Annotated in this window: 12 protein-coding genes; 4 read left to right on the top strand and 8 right to left on the bottom strand. The window is 73.1% G+C overall.

The window, feature by feature from the left end:
- Positions 1-3 precede the first annotated feature (3 nt).
- The 7 genes from WMF26_RS20555 to WMF26_RS20525 form a co-directional block, all read right to left on the bottom strand.
- Positions 4-1,980, bottom strand: coding sequence for an ATP-binding protein (locus tag WMF26_RS20555; RefSeq protein WP_438002430.1), 1,977 nt, complete (start codon positions 1,978-1,980; stop codon positions 4-6).
- Positions 1,980-3,221 carry a DUF4255 domain-containing protein gene (locus tag WMF26_RS20550; RefSeq protein WP_438001715.1) on the bottom strand — a complete coding sequence of 414 codons (1,242 nt, stop codon included), beginning with the start codon at positions 3,219-3,221 and terminating at the stop codon, positions 1,980-1,982. Before WMF26_RS20550 ends, WMF26_RS20555 begins: the two co-directional genes overlap by 1 nt.
- A gap of 6 nt (positions 3,222-3,227) precedes the next feature.
- Positions 3,228-4,301: a hypothetical protein gene (locus WMF26_RS20545; RefSeq protein ID WP_438001714.1), complete on the bottom strand. Its 1,074-nt coding sequence runs from the start codon at positions 4,299-4,301 to the stop codon at positions 3,228-3,230.
- A complete protein-coding gene (locus tag WMF26_RS20540) occupies positions 4,298-5,029 on the bottom strand; it encodes a phage baseplate protein (protein WP_438001713.1) in 732 nt (243 codons plus the stop codon). Before WMF26_RS20540 ends, WMF26_RS20545 begins: the two co-directional genes overlap by 4 nt.
- A gap of 2 nt (positions 5,030-5,031) precedes the next feature.
- Positions 5,032-5,559, bottom strand: a complete 528-nt coding sequence (locus tag WMF26_RS20535; RefSeq protein ID WP_438001712.1) for a phage tail protein — start codon at positions 5,557-5,559, stop codon at positions 5,032-5,034.
- Positions 5,560-5,570: 11 nt separating this feature from the next.
- Positions 5,571-7,382, bottom strand: a complete 1,812-nt coding sequence (locus tag WMF26_RS20530) for a phage tail sheath family protein (RefSeq protein ID WP_438001711.1) — start codon at positions 7,380-7,382, stop codon at positions 5,571-5,573.
- A gap of 660 nt (positions 7,383-8,042) precedes the next feature.
- Positions 8,043-8,864 carry a fatty acid desaturase family protein gene (locus tag WMF26_RS20525; protein WP_438001710.1) on the bottom strand — a complete coding sequence of 274 codons (822 nt, stop codon included), beginning with the start codon at positions 8,862-8,864 and terminating at the stop codon, positions 8,043-8,045.
- A 326-nt stretch (positions 8,865-9,190) separates the two neighbouring features.
- Here WMF26_RS20525 and WMF26_RS20520 point away from each other — a divergent pair, with 326 nt between their 5' ends.
- On the top strand, positions 9,191-10,273 hold the full coding sequence (locus WMF26_RS20520; RefSeq protein ID WP_438001709.1) for a fatty acid desaturase family protein: 1,083 nt from the start codon (positions 9,191-9,193) through the stop codon (positions 10,271-10,273).
- Between the two features lie 13 nt (positions 10,274-10,286).
- On the top strand, positions 10,287-11,147 hold the full coding sequence (locus WMF26_RS20515) for a hypothetical protein (RefSeq protein WP_438001708.1): 861 nt from the start codon (positions 10,287-10,289) through the stop codon (positions 11,145-11,147).
- 59 nt (positions 11,148-11,206) lie between these two features.
- Here the strand turns inward: WMF26_RS20515 and WMF26_RS20510 are convergent, their stop codons facing one another.
- The gene (locus WMF26_RS20510) at positions 11,207-11,869 is read right to left on the bottom strand and encodes an HAD family hydrolase (RefSeq protein WP_438001707.1); all 663 of its coding nucleotides are present in this window, start codon (positions 11,867-11,869) and stop codon (positions 11,207-11,209) included.
- A gap of 285 nt (positions 11,870-12,154) precedes the next feature.
- Between WMF26_RS20510 and WMF26_RS20505 the strand changes: the two genes are divergently transcribed.
- The gene (locus WMF26_RS20505) at positions 12,155-14,773 is read left to right on the top strand and encodes an efflux RND transporter permease subunit (RefSeq protein ID WP_438001706.1); all 2,619 of its coding nucleotides are present in this window, start codon (positions 12,155-12,157) and stop codon (positions 14,771-14,773) included.
- 136 nt (positions 14,774-14,909) lie between these two features.
- On the top strand, positions 14,910-16,025 hold the full coding sequence (locus tag WMF26_RS20500) for an AAA family ATPase (RefSeq protein ID WP_438001705.1): 1,116 nt from the start codon (positions 14,910-14,912) through the stop codon (positions 16,023-16,025).
- Positions 16,026-16,081: the final 56 nt, after the last annotated feature.

Genomic DNA, 16,081 nt, shown 5'->3' with positions numbered 1-16,081 from the left:
ACGTCACACCCACCCCCCGATCTCGGCCGCGGACACCGACTTCTCGATGCGCGCGCACTCGTCCCTCGCCGCCATGAAGAGGTGCGCCATCCGGACGGGCGCGCGCTCGGCCGCGGCCAGGAAGGCCGCGTGGAGCGCGATGTTGCGGATGCTGGCGCCCGTCGCCTCGAGGCGCGCGAGGCGGTCGACGTCGAGGCCCTCGCGCGGCGCGGCGGCCGGCAGCGCGCGCCGCCACATCTCCCGGCGCTCGGCCGCGCCCGGGAACGGGAACGCCACGACGAAGCGCAGCCGCCGCAGGAACGCCGTGTCGAGCGACTGCTTGGCGTTCGTCGTCAGGATCGCGAGGCCCCGGAACGCCTCCATGCGCTGGAGCAGGTAGCCGACCTCGATGTTGGCGTAGCGATCGTGGCTGTCCTTGACCTCGGTGCGCTTGCCGAAGATCGCGTCGGCCTCGTCGAAGAGGAGCACCGCGCCGCCGCGGTCGGCCGCGTCGAAGATGCTCCGCAGGTTCTTCTCGGTCTCGCCGATGTACTTGCTCACCACCTGGCTCAGATCGACCCGCACCAGGTCGAGGCCGAGCCGCCCCGCGATCACCTCTGCCGCCAGCGTCTTGCCCGTGCCGCTCGGCCCGTGGAAGAGCGCCGTCACCCCGAGGCCCCGCGCCTCGCGCCGCAAGAAGCCCCAGTCCTCGAGCACCGTGCGGCGGTAGCGCACGTGCAGCTCCAGCTGCCGGAGGATCTCCGACTGGGCCTCGGGGAGCACGAGGTCCTCGCGGCGGGCGACCGGCACGCTCACGTGCGCCAGCCCCTCGTAGCGCCCGCGGTTCGCCGCGCGCAGGCGCCGGCGGAGCGGGTGCTCCTCGGCCGCGTCCGCGGTCTCCCCCGCCTCCACCCGGCAGCGCCACTCGTCCGCGACGCGCGCGATCTCCTCGGGCTCCGGGCGGAACTCGCTGACCAGATCGTCGAGCACGTCCTCGGCCACCGCGGCGCCGCCGAGCGCCTCCACCCAGATCGCGCGCTGGCCCGCCGCGTCGAGCGCCGGGAGCGCCACGCTCACCGTCGGCCCCTCCAGCCCGAGCTCGCCCCCGACCGAGACCACCACCGGGTGATCGCTCCCCTGCGCGAGCGAGCGCGCCGCCGCGATCCGCTCGGCGGAGCTGCCCGGCGCGGCCTCGATCAGGAGCCCGCCGCCGCGCAGCATGAGCTCCCGGCGCACGAGCGCGACGAAGAGCTCGCGCTCGGCGGGCTGCGCCGGCACGTCGCCGACGCGCGCGACGAGCGGCGCCGCGCGCCTCGCCCGGAGGGCCGCGCACGCGACCGCGGCGCGCGACGCCGCGCTCCCGCCGCTCACGACCACGACGGGGGCCGACGGCGCCTCCAGGCAGCGGGCGATCTCCTCGACGGCGCCTCGGTACCGCGCGGGGACGCGGGCGCCCTCCGGGATCGTCACGACGCCCCGCAGGCGCTCGTCGAGCGAGGTCACGCCCGCGATCTCGTGGAGGATGCGCTCGTCGATGCGCAGGGCGGCGTCGGTGATGCCCCCCTCCTGCAGCGTGACGAGCTGCCACCTCCGCAGCGCGGCCTCGGGGCTGAGGGCGCTCCAGTCGGCGTTCGGCAGCACCCAGAGCGCGAGCCCGAACGAAGCGTGGCGCCGGCGCGGATCGCCGTGCAGCGCCCCGCACGCCTGGCCCACGGCGCCGGCGAGCTCCACCGCCGCGACGAGGAGCAGCACCTCGTATTCGAACGGGCTCAGATCGAAGACCCGCCGGATCCGCTCGAGCGCCGCGGGGACGGGCATCGCCTGCGCGAGCTCCCGGAGCTGCCGCGCGGCCTCGTCCCCCGCGCCGTCCGGCGGCGCCTTGTCGTCGATCCGCCGCGCCGCGTCGGTGAGGCGCGCCTGCACCAGCCGCACCGCCGCGGAGACGTAGCGCTGGTTTTCGTCGATCCAGGCGCTCCCGGCGCCGGCGCCCGCGCCGTCCATCACGCCACCACCTCGACGAAGGGCGACGCCACGGCGCCCGGCGCGGTCGGGTCGGGCGGGTCCGTGAGCGCGCTGGTCGCCCGGTCGACCTCCACGCGGACCGGGTGACGGCCGGCGCCGACGGCCGCGGGCAGCGTCACCTCGATGGTCGAGAACTCGGTCGGCCCCCCGGGCGACGGCGCCGGCGGGGCCCACGCGGCGGCGTGCCTGCCGACGATCACGCGCACGGCCTGCGCGCGCACCACCGGGGGCTCGACCGCGAGCGAGAGCACGCCGCCGACCGTGGCGGCGAGCGGCGAGGCGCTCGTGATGGCCGGCGCGAGCACGAACGGCAGCGCGTTCGACTCGAGCTCGAACGGTCGCGCCTCGCCGGCGTTGTCGAATGCGTGGGTGACGAGCGCCTGCGCCACGTGGACGCCGGCGCGCAGGTCGTCGGGGACGGCGACCACGACCTCCGCGTCGTCGGCGGAGATCGCCGCGACGGGATCGAGCGGGCCGAGGCGCACGCGCGTCGACGCGCCGCGGAGCGCGGCGCCGGCGAGGGTGAGGCGCGCGCGGCCCCCCGCGACCGTGCGCGGCGTCAGCTGGGGGCTCACCGCGGTGAGGGACGGCGGCCGCGGCGCGCCCGAGTAGATGCCGCGCTCGCGCACCGGCGGGCGGGGCGCCGGGGTGAGCGGCGCCTCGAGCAGCAGCACCGACGCCTGCACCCCGACGGAGAGCTGGTACGGCGTCTGGAAGAACACCGACCAGAGCTTGGAGAGCTCCTCCAGGTTCATCGCGGCGAGCGAGAAGCGCACCCGCTCGACCTGCTGCGCGAGGTCCGCCTGGCGCAGGTAGCTCCCGGGCGCGGCGTTCATCACGATCGCGTCGATCTTCTCCGCGGTGAGCTCGGCGCGCGCGTGGAGGCCCGACAGCGCGACGCCCATGATGCGCTGCGGCTCGAGCGACGTCTCGTCGCCCGTGAACGTGAGGACGTAGTGCAGGTCGAGCGCGAGCTGCGGCCGCCGGATCAGCTCGCCGCTCGCCCGCCGCGTCGGCAGATCGGCGTTCCTCAGGGCGACGTTCGGCGTCACCTGGTAGAGGAACGCGTTCACCCCGCGCGCGCCCGCGTCGAGCGTGTGAGGCCGCACGGAGGTCACGACCGCGCCGGCGACGCTGACGTCTCCCGCCTCGAGGAAGGCATCGGAGAGCAGGGCCTTCAGGCCCTCCGTGGCGACCGCGATGGCGATTCCGTTGCTCACTGTCCCTCACCCCTGCTCGCGTCGCCGGAGATACTCGCCGAGGTCGACCACAGGACGAGGCGGCGCCGCGGCGCTGCGCGGCGCCGCGCGAGGCGCCGGCGCGACGCGCACCTCGATGCGGCCGATCGAGACCTCGACCGTCGGCCCAGCGCCGCTCGCCTCGGCCGCCGGCGGGCCGGGCGGCGGCGAGGGCCTCCCGTGCGCCCCGGGCGCCTCCCCATCCCCTGTCCGCGCCCCTGGGGTGGCGCGTTCGCCGTCGGGACCGCGCTCGCCCGCCCACGGGGCGGGGCGCGCCAGCGGCCGCCCGTCCGCGGACCACGCCCTTCCGGCGCGCGTGCGCCGCGCCGCCGGGCGTCGATCCAGGAGCGCCTCCGCGTCGATCGGCGCCACGGACGACCATGTCCCGGCGCCGGGTTCCCCTGTCGCTCCAGGCGGCGGCGCCTCCACGGCGATGTCGGCGAGCGCCTGCCCCGCGGCGCGCGGCTCGCGCTGCGGCGCCAGGCGGCCCTCGCCGGGCGGCGGCGCGGCGCGCCCCTCGGCGGGCGGCGGTGCCGCGAGGCGATCTCCGCGCGGCGCCGGCTTCGCCAGCGGCGCCGCGGCGGGCTCGCGCCCGGCCGGCGCCTCGTCGGTCGCGCGCCCCCCTGGCGCGGCGGGCTCGATCGCGGCGGGCGCGGCCGACGCGGGCGGGAGCGCGCCGCTCCCGAGGAGGCCGCTCGCCGGCGCGCGCGGGCCCGGCGGCATCGCCTCCTCCGCGCGCTCAGCGCCGTCGGACGCGCGACCGACCGCGTCGACCGGGGCGGCGAGCGCCGTCGGCTCCTCGAAGGAACGCGCTCCCGGGGCCGCGGCTGCCGCGGCGCGCGGCGCGGGTCCGCGCGCCGCCGGGTGCAGCGGGAGCGCGCTCGGCGCGCCCGTCGCCTCGTCGGTCGCGCGCCCCGCGGGATCGGCCACGGCGGCGTGCGCCGTCCGGTCGTCCCACGCCTCTGCGCCCGGGTCGGGCGCCGTGATCGCGGGCGTGAACGGGCGCACGACCGCGCGCTCCCCGCGCGTGTGCTGCACGAGCCGCGAGAGGTAGCCGCTCATCGCCCCACCATCTGGAGGTACGCCTCCCGGCGGCGCCCGGACATCGCGAGGATGTCCGCCTCGCGCCAGCCGTAGCTGCGGGCCAGGGTGTGGACCTCGTACACGAGCCGCCGCGCCCTCGCCGTCACCTCGCGAAAGAGGAACTCCCCCGCGTCGAACGCCAGCACCCACCGGTGCTCGCACCGCGCGCAGGCGAGCTCGATGAGCGTCTCGGCGTTCTCGTCCATCGCCGCGAGCGCGTCGCCGACCCGGGCGAGCACGGCCTCCGGGAGCGCGGCCGGGTCGCACGGCTGCCCGCCACGCGAGGCCGACAGGACGCAGCGGCGGACGAGCGCGCGCAGCGCCTCGTCGGCGTCGTGGCACCAGGTGAGCGCCGCCTGATCGCGGCTGTCGGGCACCCGCACGACGAGCTCGTGGTCGAGGACCGTGAGCGCCACGGGCTCGCGGGGCGCCTCCGGGGCCGCGAGGATGGCGTCGATCGGCGGATCCACCTGGTACACCTCCCCGCAGCCGGGGCACTCCCCCACCCCCTCGCATCGCGGCCCGAACGTGTGCACCCGCAGGGCCGCGGCGCGGCGCTCGCGCTCGCCGATCGGCAGCGCGGCGAGCGCCTCGGGGGCGTCGTGCGGCCACCCTGCCTGGAGCATCGCGAGCGCGCGATCCACCGGGTGCAGCGAGGCGCACCGCTCCCACAGCTGGAGCACGTCGACGGCCGTGAGCGCGCGCACGATCACCTCGGGGTCGCGTCGGGTTCCTTCGGCTCCGTGACGCTCTCGTCGAGCTCCCAGCCCTCGTTCTCGATCTTGATGTGCTCGAGCGCGACGGCGTTCGCGTTGGCGTCGAGATCCGGGAGCGCCTGGTACTCCGACACCCAGCAGCGATAGACCTTGTAGGCGAGCACCTTCTGTCCGGACTCGTTGTAGAGCTCGATGATGATGTCCTTGCGGAAATTGCCGAGCCCCATCTGCTCCGGGGAGCTGCCGACGACGTTGAACGCCTGCGCCGCGCGGGCCCAGTTCTGGAACTCCCTGTCGTGCGTCACGCCGCGCTCGAGCGTGATCGCCTCGTACTCGGTGCGGCCCGGCGACTTGCGGCTGCTGGAGAAGTCGCCGCCGTCGCGGTGCTTGACCACCTCCGTCGTCCGCTTGAGCGCGCCGACCTTGCTCACGCCCGCGACGACGTCGTTGCCGAAGCGCACCCGAAACTTGAAGTTCTTGTAGGGATCGAGCCGATTGGGATTCTGGGTGAACTGCGCCATGACGCCCCTCCTTAGACCTGGACCTGGCCGGCGAGCTGCTGGATCTTGATCACCACGAACTCCGCCGGCTTCAGCGGCGCGAAGCGGACGACGATGTTCACGACGCCCCGATCGATGTCATTCTGCGTCGTGGTCTCGCTGTCGCATTTGACCTCGTACGCCTCGCGCGCGGTCTTTCCCTGAAACGCCCCCTGGCGGAAGAGCGAGTGCATGAACGCCCCGACGTTGAGGCGGATCGAGGACCACAGGGGCTCGTCGTTCGGCTCGAAGACGACCCACTGGGTGCCGCGGTACAGGCTCTCTTCGATGAAGAGGGTGAGTCGCCGCACCGGGAGGTACTTCCACTCGGAGGCCAGGCGATCGGATCCCTCGCGGGTGCGCGAGCCCCACACCACCCGCCCGGCGCCGGGCATGGCGCGGAGGCAATTGACGCCGAGGGGGTTCAGCTGACCGATGTCGTCGTCGGTGAGCCTCACCGAGAGATCCGGCGCGCCGACGAGGGTGGCGGCGAGGCCCGCGGGGGCCTTCCAGACGCCGCGCTCGCCGTCGGTGCGCGCGATGACGCCCGCGACCGCGCCGCAGGGGGCGAAGTCCTCGAGCTGGTTTTCCCGCAGGGGATCCGGGGCGCGCAGCCTGGGGAAGAAGATCGCCGCGTTGCGGCTCACGCTGCCGATGGGGGCCGTGTCGATCGTGGTGGCCGGCGCGTCCGGGGTCTTCCACGCGAGCGGCGGGTCGATGATGAGCACCGCGCGGCGCTTCTGGCAGTACGCGATCGCGTCCTCGACGAGCCCGCTCTCGATGTCGGTCTCGCGATCGTGGGGCGGGATGCAGAGCATGTTGAAGAGATCGGCCTTCTCCAGCGCGTAGAGCCCCGTGCGCGCGCTCTCGGTCGTGCCCCCGGTGAGGATCGCCTGCGTGAGCGCGGCCCCGTCCGATCCGGCGCTCCCGCCGGCGTCGATTCCGACGCTCGTGGTATTGCCCGAGTTCCTCCCCCAGAGCGGGTTTTGCGACGTGGGCTTGGCGTGCGCGGCGGGCCGCGTGGCCGCGCCGGTCGCCGGGGTGAACGACGACGGCGTGCACGCGAGCTGGGACTCGGCCGCGAGCACGCGATCGACGCGCCGCCGGTGCGATTCCATGAGCGATACGTTCCGGAAGACCTCGATCTCCGAGACCGCCTCGACCTTGCCGTTCGCGTCGTGTCGAACGAGCGCGAGCGTGAGATTGAAGAGCGACGCGTCGCCGGGCGCCACGTCGTAATCGACGCGCGCGCGCAGCGCGTCGCCCCACGCGCCGGGGCTCGCCGCCTCCAGCGTGAGCGACGCGTCGATTACGATACGGGACGCGCCGGTCGTCGTGCCCGTGCCCGCGCCGGTGCCTGTTCCAGTGCCCGTGCCGGTGCCTGTTCCAGTGCCCGTGCCGGTGCCTGTTCCAGTGCCGGTACCTGTTCCGGTTCCCGTGCCGGTACCTGTTCCGGTTCCCGTGCCGGTGCCTGTTCCAGTGCCCGTGCCGGTACCTGTTCCGGTTCCCGTGCCTGTTCCGGTGCCCGTGCCTGCGCCGTCGTTATAGGCACGCACGATGAGCGCTTGTCCGCCGCCGTTGCGGAAGAAATCGCGCACGGCATAGCTCATGGTGCTGTCGGCCCATAGCCCGCCGAATTTGCGCTCGAAATCGCCGAAATTGTTGATCAAAACAGGGACATCGGTCGGCCCCTTCCGTGCGCGCCCGACGAACGCGGTGATGGACGTCGCCACCCCCATGATCGTGCGAACGCCGCTCGGAATCTCCTCGATGTACACACCGGGATATGTGAGCGCACTGGGCATGGCGACCCCTCCTCATTTTCGGCGCAATCCAAGCACGGGACGAACACGCTCGCTCGCGCGGCAGCCCCCCGCCGATCGCCCGATTCATTCAAGGAAAACGTCTACTGTCGTTGTGTCCGGCTCGGACCACGACGTAATGACCTGTACGAGATTGCATTGCCTTGTGTCAAAATATTTTTCCGCGCCCATCTCGATTAACGTTCAACTTCATGAATCTACTTCGTTTGTTCTCGTTCATCCCGGCCGGCGAGCTGGCCGCGCGGGCGTCCGGCGCGGGCACGCCCTTCGGATGCGGCTAGCGCTCCGGCATCTCCACCGGCTCTGGGCGGCTGCTCCACGCCCGAGGGCGCGTTGTCTCGGCGACCGCGTGGCGTTGCTCTATTGCGAGCGCGGCTGCCCCCGTCGGCGCCGGGGGCGAGACCCGGGTCGGACGGCGGGCGGGCGCGAAGCGTCAGTCGGCAGGAAAGGGCTTCATCGGCGCGCCCTCGGCCTCCAGGCGGCGCCACAGGCGCAGCTGGTCCACACCGACATCGTCCCTCGATACGACGTCTTGGGCGAGCTCGGCTGGCCTCCGCCGGCGCGACGAACGCCCTCCCCGGGGGGACCGGGCGGCCCGGCAAGACCTCCTGCGCGACCGGGGACGCGCCAGGCGACGCCGAATCAGGACGCCCCCGGCCTCGTGATGGGCAGCCCCGGCGTCAGCTTCGCCGGGTTGAACAGGCCCGCGCGCTTGTGGTGGTTCGCGTGCATGTAGATGCCGTGCCAGAGGAGGTTGCCGAGCCAGTAATACCCGTGGTTCAGGTTCACCGGCTTGAAGTCGCCGTCCGGCGAGGACGCGTTGTGCGTCGACCAGTTGAAGTGCACGAGGTGCAGAAAACCCACGATCGACGCGGGCACGAAGAGGAAGAAGAACGCGACCGGGCCGAGGAACACGTACCAGCACGCGATGAGCAGCAGATTCGTAGCGTAGCTCATGTACGCGCGGACCCGCTCGTAACGGCGGCTCTCGGGCGTATCGCCGTAAAGATCGAAGTAGATCTGCTGGAGCTGGCGCTCCACGTTCACCACCGTCTGCACCAGGAACGCCCAGTAGCTGGCCACGACCGGGTGCGGATCCCTGTCGACGTCGTCCGAGTAGCGATGGTGGCGCTGGTGGATCACCTCCCAGGAGGCGAACCGCGTGAGCACCACGAGCCCGCAAAGCTCGCCGACGAGCCGGTTGATCGGCCTCGGAAAGTTGTTGTGGGTCGCGTTGTGGATGAACACGCTGCAAAGGATCTGCGCGTGGCAGACCAGCGGCAGGAGCAGCCAGAGGCGGCTGTCCCATCGCTCGATGAGCGGCTCGTGCCCGCCGAGGAGCATGCACGCGAGGAGGGCCACGCACGCGAGCGCGTAGAACCCGTCGTAATAAAGATAGAAATATCGGTTTCGTCGGAGCTGCGTGAACGGCAGCGACGTCAACGTGGAAACGATCACCGACATGTGCTTGAGCCTCCCCCGCGCCCGAGGCGGCGCTGCCCTGGCGCGGAGATGGCCCCACGCCGAGGGCCGCCTCCGCCTCGCCGCGAACGCCGTTGTCGAGACATCTGGATTACACCGGTTCCTTACTTCCGTCCATAGATTGTCCGCGCTCCCGCCGCGCCGAGCTGGATTTCGGCGCGCCGCTGGGGCCCACGCGCAGATCGGCCTGCGAACGTGAGTTCGCAGCGCGGCGCGACTCCCAGGAGCGGCGACGCGACCGTGCGAGGCGCCTCCGCGCGGCTCGCTCAACGTTGTTGGAGCTGGGCAACAGTGATAGTGACGGTGGGGTGACAGCCGAAGTCGCCACACGAGCTCCAGCGTCCGGCGGCGAGGAGCGCCCCGGCGCGGCCGGGGCAATGGGGAGGGACGCGTCGCCCGCTCCGGGGGAGCGGGCGGGGCAGCAGGGCGCGGACGCGCGCGACCAGCCCCGGCGCCCGCGGCGCGCGCCGTGGCTCGTGAAGCACCCGGCCGAGTGGCGCCAGATCGGGATCGTCGCCGCCTACCTCGGCCTGCTCGCGGCGATGTTCTGCGCGCCCGCGTGCCGCAACGTCGTCGTGTTCGCGGCGGCGTGCTGCCTGAGCTTCCTGAACGCCGTGGTCATCCACAACCACCTGCACCAGGGCATCTTCCAGAGCCGCCGGCTCAACATGCTCTTCCGCTGCGTGCTCAGCTTCGGCGCGCTCTACCCGGCGTCGGCGAACGTCCCCTCTCACAACCTGGTCCACCACCATTTCGACGACGAGGGCCAGCCCGACTGGGCGGCGCCGGAGCACGTCTCGTTTCGCTGGAACCTCCTCAATCTGATCCATTTCCCCAACGTCGCTGGGCCGAACACCTTCGCCGGCGTCGCGCGCTGGAACGCGCTGGCCGGCCGGCCCGAGCACGTCCGGCAATACCGGCTCGAGACGGTCTTCGCCTTCGGGCTCACCGGGGCGCTCCTCCTCGTCGATTTCTGGACGGCGCTCTTCTTCGTCGTGCTCCCGCAGCTCTACGGCGCGCGCTGCATCCTCCGGATCAACCTCATCCAGCACGACGGGTGCGACGTCCGGAGCGAGTGGAACCACTCGCGCAACTTCGTCGGACGCGCGTTCAACTGGATCATGTGCAACAACGGTTATCACACGATCCACCACAACCGCGCTGGGCTGCACTGGTCGGTGCTCGCCGAGGCGCACCAGCGCGAGGTCGCCCCGCGCATCGATCCTGGGCTGAACGAGCCGAGCATGCTCGGCTACCTGCTCCGGACCTACGTGCTCCGCTTCGATCGGCCCGCCCCGCGCGACGTCGCCCGGGCGGAGCGGTCCGCTCCGCCGATCGCGCTCTCGCCCCGCGAGCTCCGCCGCGCGGAGGCCGAGGCCGCCAGCGTGTAAGGCGCGCCGAGCGATGCTGACGCGCGAGCTCATGGGCGCCCTCGCCCTGGCCATCCTCTGGGTCAACACGCTGCTCATCGCCGCGGCCGCGCTCAAGCAGCTCGCGGCCGTCGCGGCGACGCTCCGGCGGCTCGGCGCGCGCCCTGATCAACGCGGCGCCGCGCTGATCGAGGCGCGCGTCCTCCGCGGCGACGGGCGCGGCGGCGCGCTCGCCGGCCACCGGATCGAGCAGGTGGGCCGCGCGGGCGTCGGCGGCTCGGCGCGCGAGGAGATCGTCTTCGTTGACAGCGGCCGCGGCGGCGAGATCTACGGCGGCGCCGTCGTCGCGGGCGGGCGGGAGATCGCGATCGCGCCCGTCGTGGAGGGCGAGGTCTGGGTGTCGCGGGCCGAGGTCCGCGCGGCGTCCGCGTGCCCCTCCGAGGCGCGCTTCGACGAGGCCTACCAGCACGCGCGCAAGCCGCGCGGCTTCTCCCGGACCGTGGAGGCCCGGATCGGCCCGGGCGCGCCGGTGTGGCTGCTCGGCGACGTGGAGCGCGCGGTGGACGGCGCAGACGGCGCGGATCGCATGCGCCCCGCGCTCGTGTCCAGCGTGGACCCGCGCGCCCTTTGCCGGCGGAGGCTCGCGCTGCTCTCGCTCGGCGTGGCCGGCGTCCTCGGCGGCCTCGTGGGCTGCACCGCGCTCGCGCTGTCGCGACCGCGCTTCGGGCCGCTGAGCACCGCGGGCGGCGCGCTCTGCCTCGCGTTCTTCCTGCTCGTCCAGCCGCTCGGGACCGCCCTGCGCGACGCCGCGCGCCTCCCGAGCGCCGCGCCCGCGCGCGGCCGCTGGGTCCGGCGGCGCGCGGGCGGCGCGTCGCCGCGCGCCGCCTCCAGCTAGGCGCGAGGCGCCGATCGAACGAGCGCGCGAGCGTCGCCGCGCCCTCGCTCCCGCTCTCTCTAGCCGGGCGACAGGAGCCGATCGAACGCGTCCTCGGGGAGCTCATCGAGCCGCTCGACCGAGAGATCCGCGCCGAGCGTCGCGTGCCGCGGGCCCACGCCGATCACCTTCATGCCGCCGCGCTTGCCGGCGAGGGCGCCGGCGGGCGCGTCCTCGACCACGACGCACCGGCCCGGCGGGGCGCCCACGGCCTCGGCCGCGCGGAGGAACACCGCGGGGTGCGGCTTGCCGTGCGACACCTCCTCGCCGCTGACGATGGCGTCGAACGCGCCCGCGAGCCCGGTCGCCGCGAGGATCGCGTCGAGGTTCTCGCGCGGCGCGGAGGACGCGATCGCCATCCGGAACCCGCGCCGGGGGAGCGCGCTCAGCCACGCGCGCACGCCGGGCAGCGGCTCGATCCCCGACGCGGCCACCCGCTCCCGGTAGCGCCGCTCCTTCGCGCCGGCGATCCGGGCGATCTCGGCTTCCGGGATCCCCGGATCGATCATTCGGCGGAGCAGATCGTCGTTGCGCATCCCGAACACCGCATCATGGTCGCTGCGGTCGTAAGTGCGCCCCTCGGCCGCGAGCGCGTCTCGCCAGGCGGTGAAATGGAGCTCGCTGGAGTCGATCAGCGTCCCGTCCAGATCCCAGAGAACGGCCTTCGGTTGCGAGAGCGACATGGAAAGACACTAGCACCCGCCGCACCGCGGAATCTCCGCGGCGCCGGCGCGCACGCCCGTTCGCTGCTCGCAGGGTTCCCCGCCGGCGACCGGTCGCTGCGTCACGGATTTCTGCTATCGCTCCCCCGCGATCCTCGGGCCGCCTCCCTACGTCGGCCGCGCCCGGCCGCCTCGCCGAGCGCGCTCCGCTGTTCCGCGGGGAAGCTGTTCCCTAGGTAGGGCGTAGCTCACTCCGGCGCGTTCGCGCGCTCACCGTTCCAAGCCCCCGGATCCCCTGACCTCCTCATGCCCTCTCCGCAGATGCCACCCGCGGCGCCTCGCTCGCCGACCTCGCCATCCCACGCCTCCTCCCCCCACGCCGCGCCGCCCTCCTCGAAGGGCGGCGGGCTCGCCGCGCGCCTCGCCGAGCTCCAGGTGAACCGGCCGGCGCTGCCGCTGCTCGCGACCGGGCTCCTCACCGTCATCGCCCTCTTCCTGGCGACGCGGCTCACGGTGCTGACCGGCTTCGAGTCGCTCCTGCCGGCGTCCCGGCCCAGCGTGCAGGAGCTCGACCGGGTCGCGGCCAAGACCGCCGGCGTGTCGACGCTCTTCGTCGTGCTGCAGGGCGGCGAGGGCACGCCCACGGTCGCGCTCCAGAAGGCCGCGGACGCGCTCGTGCCCGAGCTCGAGCGGCTCGGGCCGCCGTGGGTCGGCAGCGTCGAGGACGGCGTGCACGAGGCGTTCCGCTACCTCTCGCCGCGCGCCGGGCTCTACGTCGATCGCGACCGGCTCACGAAGCTGCGGGACGACATCGAGGCGCGCTACGCCTACGAGGTCAACAAGGCGACCGGCGCGCTGCTCGACGAGGACGAGCCGCCGCCCGAGGTGAGCGCCCGCTCGATCGAGCAGAGCCTCGGACTGAACGGGATCGACGCCGGGCGCTACCCCGACGGCTATTACCAGTCGAAGGACGGCAAGACCGTCGTCGTCGCCATCCGCTCGAAGGTGCTGGGGAGCGATTTCGCCGCCGGCAGCGAGGCGATCCGCCGCGTGCGCGAGGTCGTCGATCGCGTGCGCCCCGCCTCGTTCGACCCCGGGATCACCTACGGCCTCGCCGGCGATCTGCAGACCGGCATCGCCGAGTACGCGGCGATCAACGAGGACCTGACCGACGTCGGCGTCGCGGGCGCCGTCCTCATCGGGGCGGTCGTGTTCCTCTATTACCTGCGCGTGCGCATGCTCGTCGCCATGCTGATCACGATCGGCACCGGCGTCGCCTGGACGTTCGGGGTCACGCAGCTCGCGATCGGCCACCTCAACATGGCGACCGGGTTCCTCTTCTCGATCGTCGCCGGCAACGGGATCAACTTCGGCATCATCTACATGGCGCGCTACCTGGAGGCGCGCCGCGGCGGCGCGAGCCTGCTCGAGGGCGTGCGCGTCGCCCACCGCGAGACCTGGCTGCCCACGCTCACGGCCGGCTGCGCCGCCGCGGCCGCCTACGGCTCGCTGCTCGTCACCGAGTTCCGCGGCTTCCACGACTTCGGGCTGATCGGCAGCGCCGGCATGGTGCTCTGCTGGGTCGCCACGTTCCTCGCGCTGCCGAGCGTCCTCGCGGTGATGGAGCGGCTCAGCCCCCTCGATCGGGAGTCGCCGGGCCTCTTCGGCAGGCTCCGGCGGCGCACCCAGGGCGGCATCGCGTTCGGCGAGCCGTTCGCGCGGCTCGCGGCGCGGAGCCCGGTCGCGCTGACGGTCGCCGGCCTCGCCCTGGCCGCGGTCGGCCTCGTCGCGACGGTCGCCTACGTGCGCGCCGATCCGATGGAATACGACCTCCGGAACCTCCGCAACGACGAGAGCGCGCGCGCCGAGGAGATCCGGCTGAGCGCGCTCGCGGAGGAGATCACGGGCTACGTGGGCACCGACGGCATGGCGATCCTCGTGGATCGGCCCGAGCAGGTCGAGCCGCTGCGCGCGGCGCTCTACGCGCGGCGCGACGCGGCGCCCGAGGGCGAGAAGCCGTTCAAGGAGATCTACGCCCTCCAGGATCTGGTGCCGAAGGATCAGGCGGCGAAGATCCCGTTGCTCCTCGAGATCAAGGAGCGCGTCCTCCGGGCGAAGAAGCGCGGCCTCATCGGCGACGAGGACTGGAGCCGGATCCAGGCCATCATTCCGCCGGACGATCTCGCGCCGTTCGGGATCGAGGACCTGCCGGCGGGGGTGGCGCGGGCCTTCACGGAGACGGACGGGACGCGCGGGCGCATCGTGTACATCAGCCCGATCACGCCCGAGAGCGTGCACGACGCGCACTACCTCTTCCGCTGGGCGGACGCGTACCGCGAGACGCGGCTGCCGGACGGCAGCGTCGTGCGCGGCTCGGGGCGCGCGGTCATCTACGCGGACATGTGGGCGGCGGTCATCGACGACGTGCCGCCGGCGGTGCTCTTCTCGCTGGCCGCGACGGTCCTCGTCGTGCTCGTCGCCTTCCGCGGCGGCCGCCCGGCGTTCGCGGTGCTCGGCGCGCTGCTCGTCGGCGTCCTGTGGATGGCGGGGCTGCTCGTGCTGTTGGGCGTGAAGCTCAACTTCCTGAACTTCATCGCCCTGCCGCTGACGTTCGGCATCGGCGTCGACTACGCCGTGAACATCGTGCAGCGGTACGCGCGCGAGGGCGCCGGCGGCGCGCTGACCGCCGTGCGCGAGACGGGCGGCGCGGTGATCCTCTGCAGCCTCACCACGACGCTGGGCTACCTCGCCCTGGTGCGCTCGCAGAACCACGCCGTGCGGAGCCTCGGCGTGTCCGCGGTCCTCGGCGAGCTCGCCTGCCTCTTCGCCGCCGTCCTCGTGCTGCCCGCGGCGCTCCTCTGGCGCGACCGGCGGCGCCCGAAGGGCGAGGAGAGCTTCCTCGCCGTCGGCCGCCCGACGACCTGAGCGCTCCGGCAGCGGCTCCGCTCCATCCGGAACGCGCCCACGGGGCGCCCTCGGGGGGCCGCCGCGGGGGCCCGGGCGGCCTGCGTTTCAGCGCGGGCTCACCGCGGCTCGTGCTACAGACGCCGGAAGCGGAGCCATGCACCCGAGGATCGCGCGCCTCTACATCAACAACTACCGCTGCTTCATCAATTTCGAGCTGCGGCCGGAGCGACGCACCTTACTCGCGGGCTACAACGGCGCCGGGAAATCGTCGATCTTCGACGTGCTCGCCGCGATTCAGGATCTCGTCGCCTGGAACAGGGACGTATCCGAAGCCTTTCCGCCCGGGACTGTCACCAGGTTCGGCGGTTCGCTGGAGCAGCGGTTCGAGATCGACGTGACGTCCGAGTGGGGCGTGTTCCGCTATGCCCTGTGCGTGGCGCACGACCTGGATCGTGGCGAGGCCGCGATCGCCTCCGAGGAGGTGACGCTCGACGGGAAGCCGCTCTACCGCTTCGCCGAGCGGGAGGTGCAGCTCTATGGGGACGATCATTCGCCGGCGAGGGACACGTTCTCGTTCTCGCCGCGCAGATCGTTCCTTGCGTCGATGGAGCCGAGGCCGACGAGCTCGCGGCTCACCTGGCTCAGGTCGTTCCTTCACCGCGTCCGGGTGCTGCGCCTCGATCCTGCGCGCATGGCCGCGCTGGCGCGCACGGACAGCGACGTGCTCCTCGCGCGCGACGCCTCGAATTTCGCGTCCTTTTGCCGCTATCTCCTGCAAGAGGAGCCGGACGGCCTGCAGCGCGCGCAGGGGGTGCTCCGCGAGATCCTCCCCGGGTTTCAGCACCTCCGCGCGCAGGCGGCCGGTCGCGCGAAGGTGCTGACGGCCAGGTTCGGCTATCCGGGGGGCGAGGCGTACGACCTGGACTTCGACGCGCTGTCCGACGGGCAGAAGGCGCTCATCGTGCTGTACGTGCTCCTGCACGCCAGCCTGGGCACCGCGACGGTCCTCTGCCTCGACGAGCCGGACAACTTCGTCTCGATCCGCGAGATCCAGCCCTTTTTGGTCGAGCTCGCGGATGTCAGCGACGAGAGCGGCGTGCAGGTGCTCCTCATCTCGCACTCGTCCGAGGTGATCGACTACGTCGGGGCTTCGGAGACGCTCCTCCTGGAGCGGCCCGAGGGTGGTCACACGCGCGTCGGCGCGATCGCGGCGGGCGGGACGCTCCGCCTCTCGGAGCTCATGGCGCGAGGCTGGCATGTCGCGCCCTGAGGTCAGGCTGGTCGTCCCTCTACGAGGACAAGGCCCACGACAGCTTCCTGCGGCGT

The organism is Sorangium sp. So ce185, from assembly GCF_051526825.1.
GTDB classification, from domain to species: domain Bacteria; phylum Myxococcota_A; class Polyangia; order Polyangiales; family Polyangiaceae; genus Sorangium; species Sorangium cellulosum_D.
This window is presented reverse-complemented; position numbering and strand designations above follow the sequence as displayed.

Coding starts and splice junctions, on each gene's coding strand:
- WMF26_RS20555 (WP_438002430.1), bottom strand. CDS start 1,980: ATGGACGGCGCGGGCGCCGGCGCCGGGAGCGCCTGGATCGACGAAAAC.
- WMF26_RS20545 (WP_438001714.1), bottom strand. CDS start 4,301: ATGAGCGGCTACCTCTCGCGGCTCGTGCAGCACACGCGCGGGGAGCGC.
- WMF26_RS20535 (WP_438001712.1), bottom strand. CDS start 5,559: ATGGCGCAGTTCACCCAGAATCCCAATCGGCTCGATCCCTACAAGAAC.
- WMF26_RS20530 (WP_438001711.1), bottom strand. CDS start 7,382: ATGCCCAGTGCGCTCACATATCCCGGTGTGTACATCGAGGAGATTCCG.
- WMF26_RS20525 (WP_438001710.1), bottom strand. CDS start 8,864: ATGTCGGTGATCGTTTCCACGTTGACGTCGCTGCCGTTCACGCAGCTC.
- WMF26_RS20515 (WP_438001708.1), top strand. CDS start 10,287: ATGCTGACGCGCGAGCTCATGGGCGCCCTCGCCCTGGCCATCCTCTGG.
- WMF26_RS20510 (WP_438001707.1), bottom strand. CDS start 11,869: ATGTCGCTCTCGCAACCGAAGGCCGTTCTCTGGGATCTGGACGGGACG.
- WMF26_RS20505 (WP_438001706.1), top strand. CDS start 12,155: ATGCCCTCTCCGCAGATGCCACCCGCGGCGCCTCGCTCGCCGACCTCG.
- WMF26_RS20500 (WP_438001705.1), top strand. CDS start 14,910: ATGCACCCGAGGATCGCGCGCCTCTACATCAACAACTACCGCTGCTTC.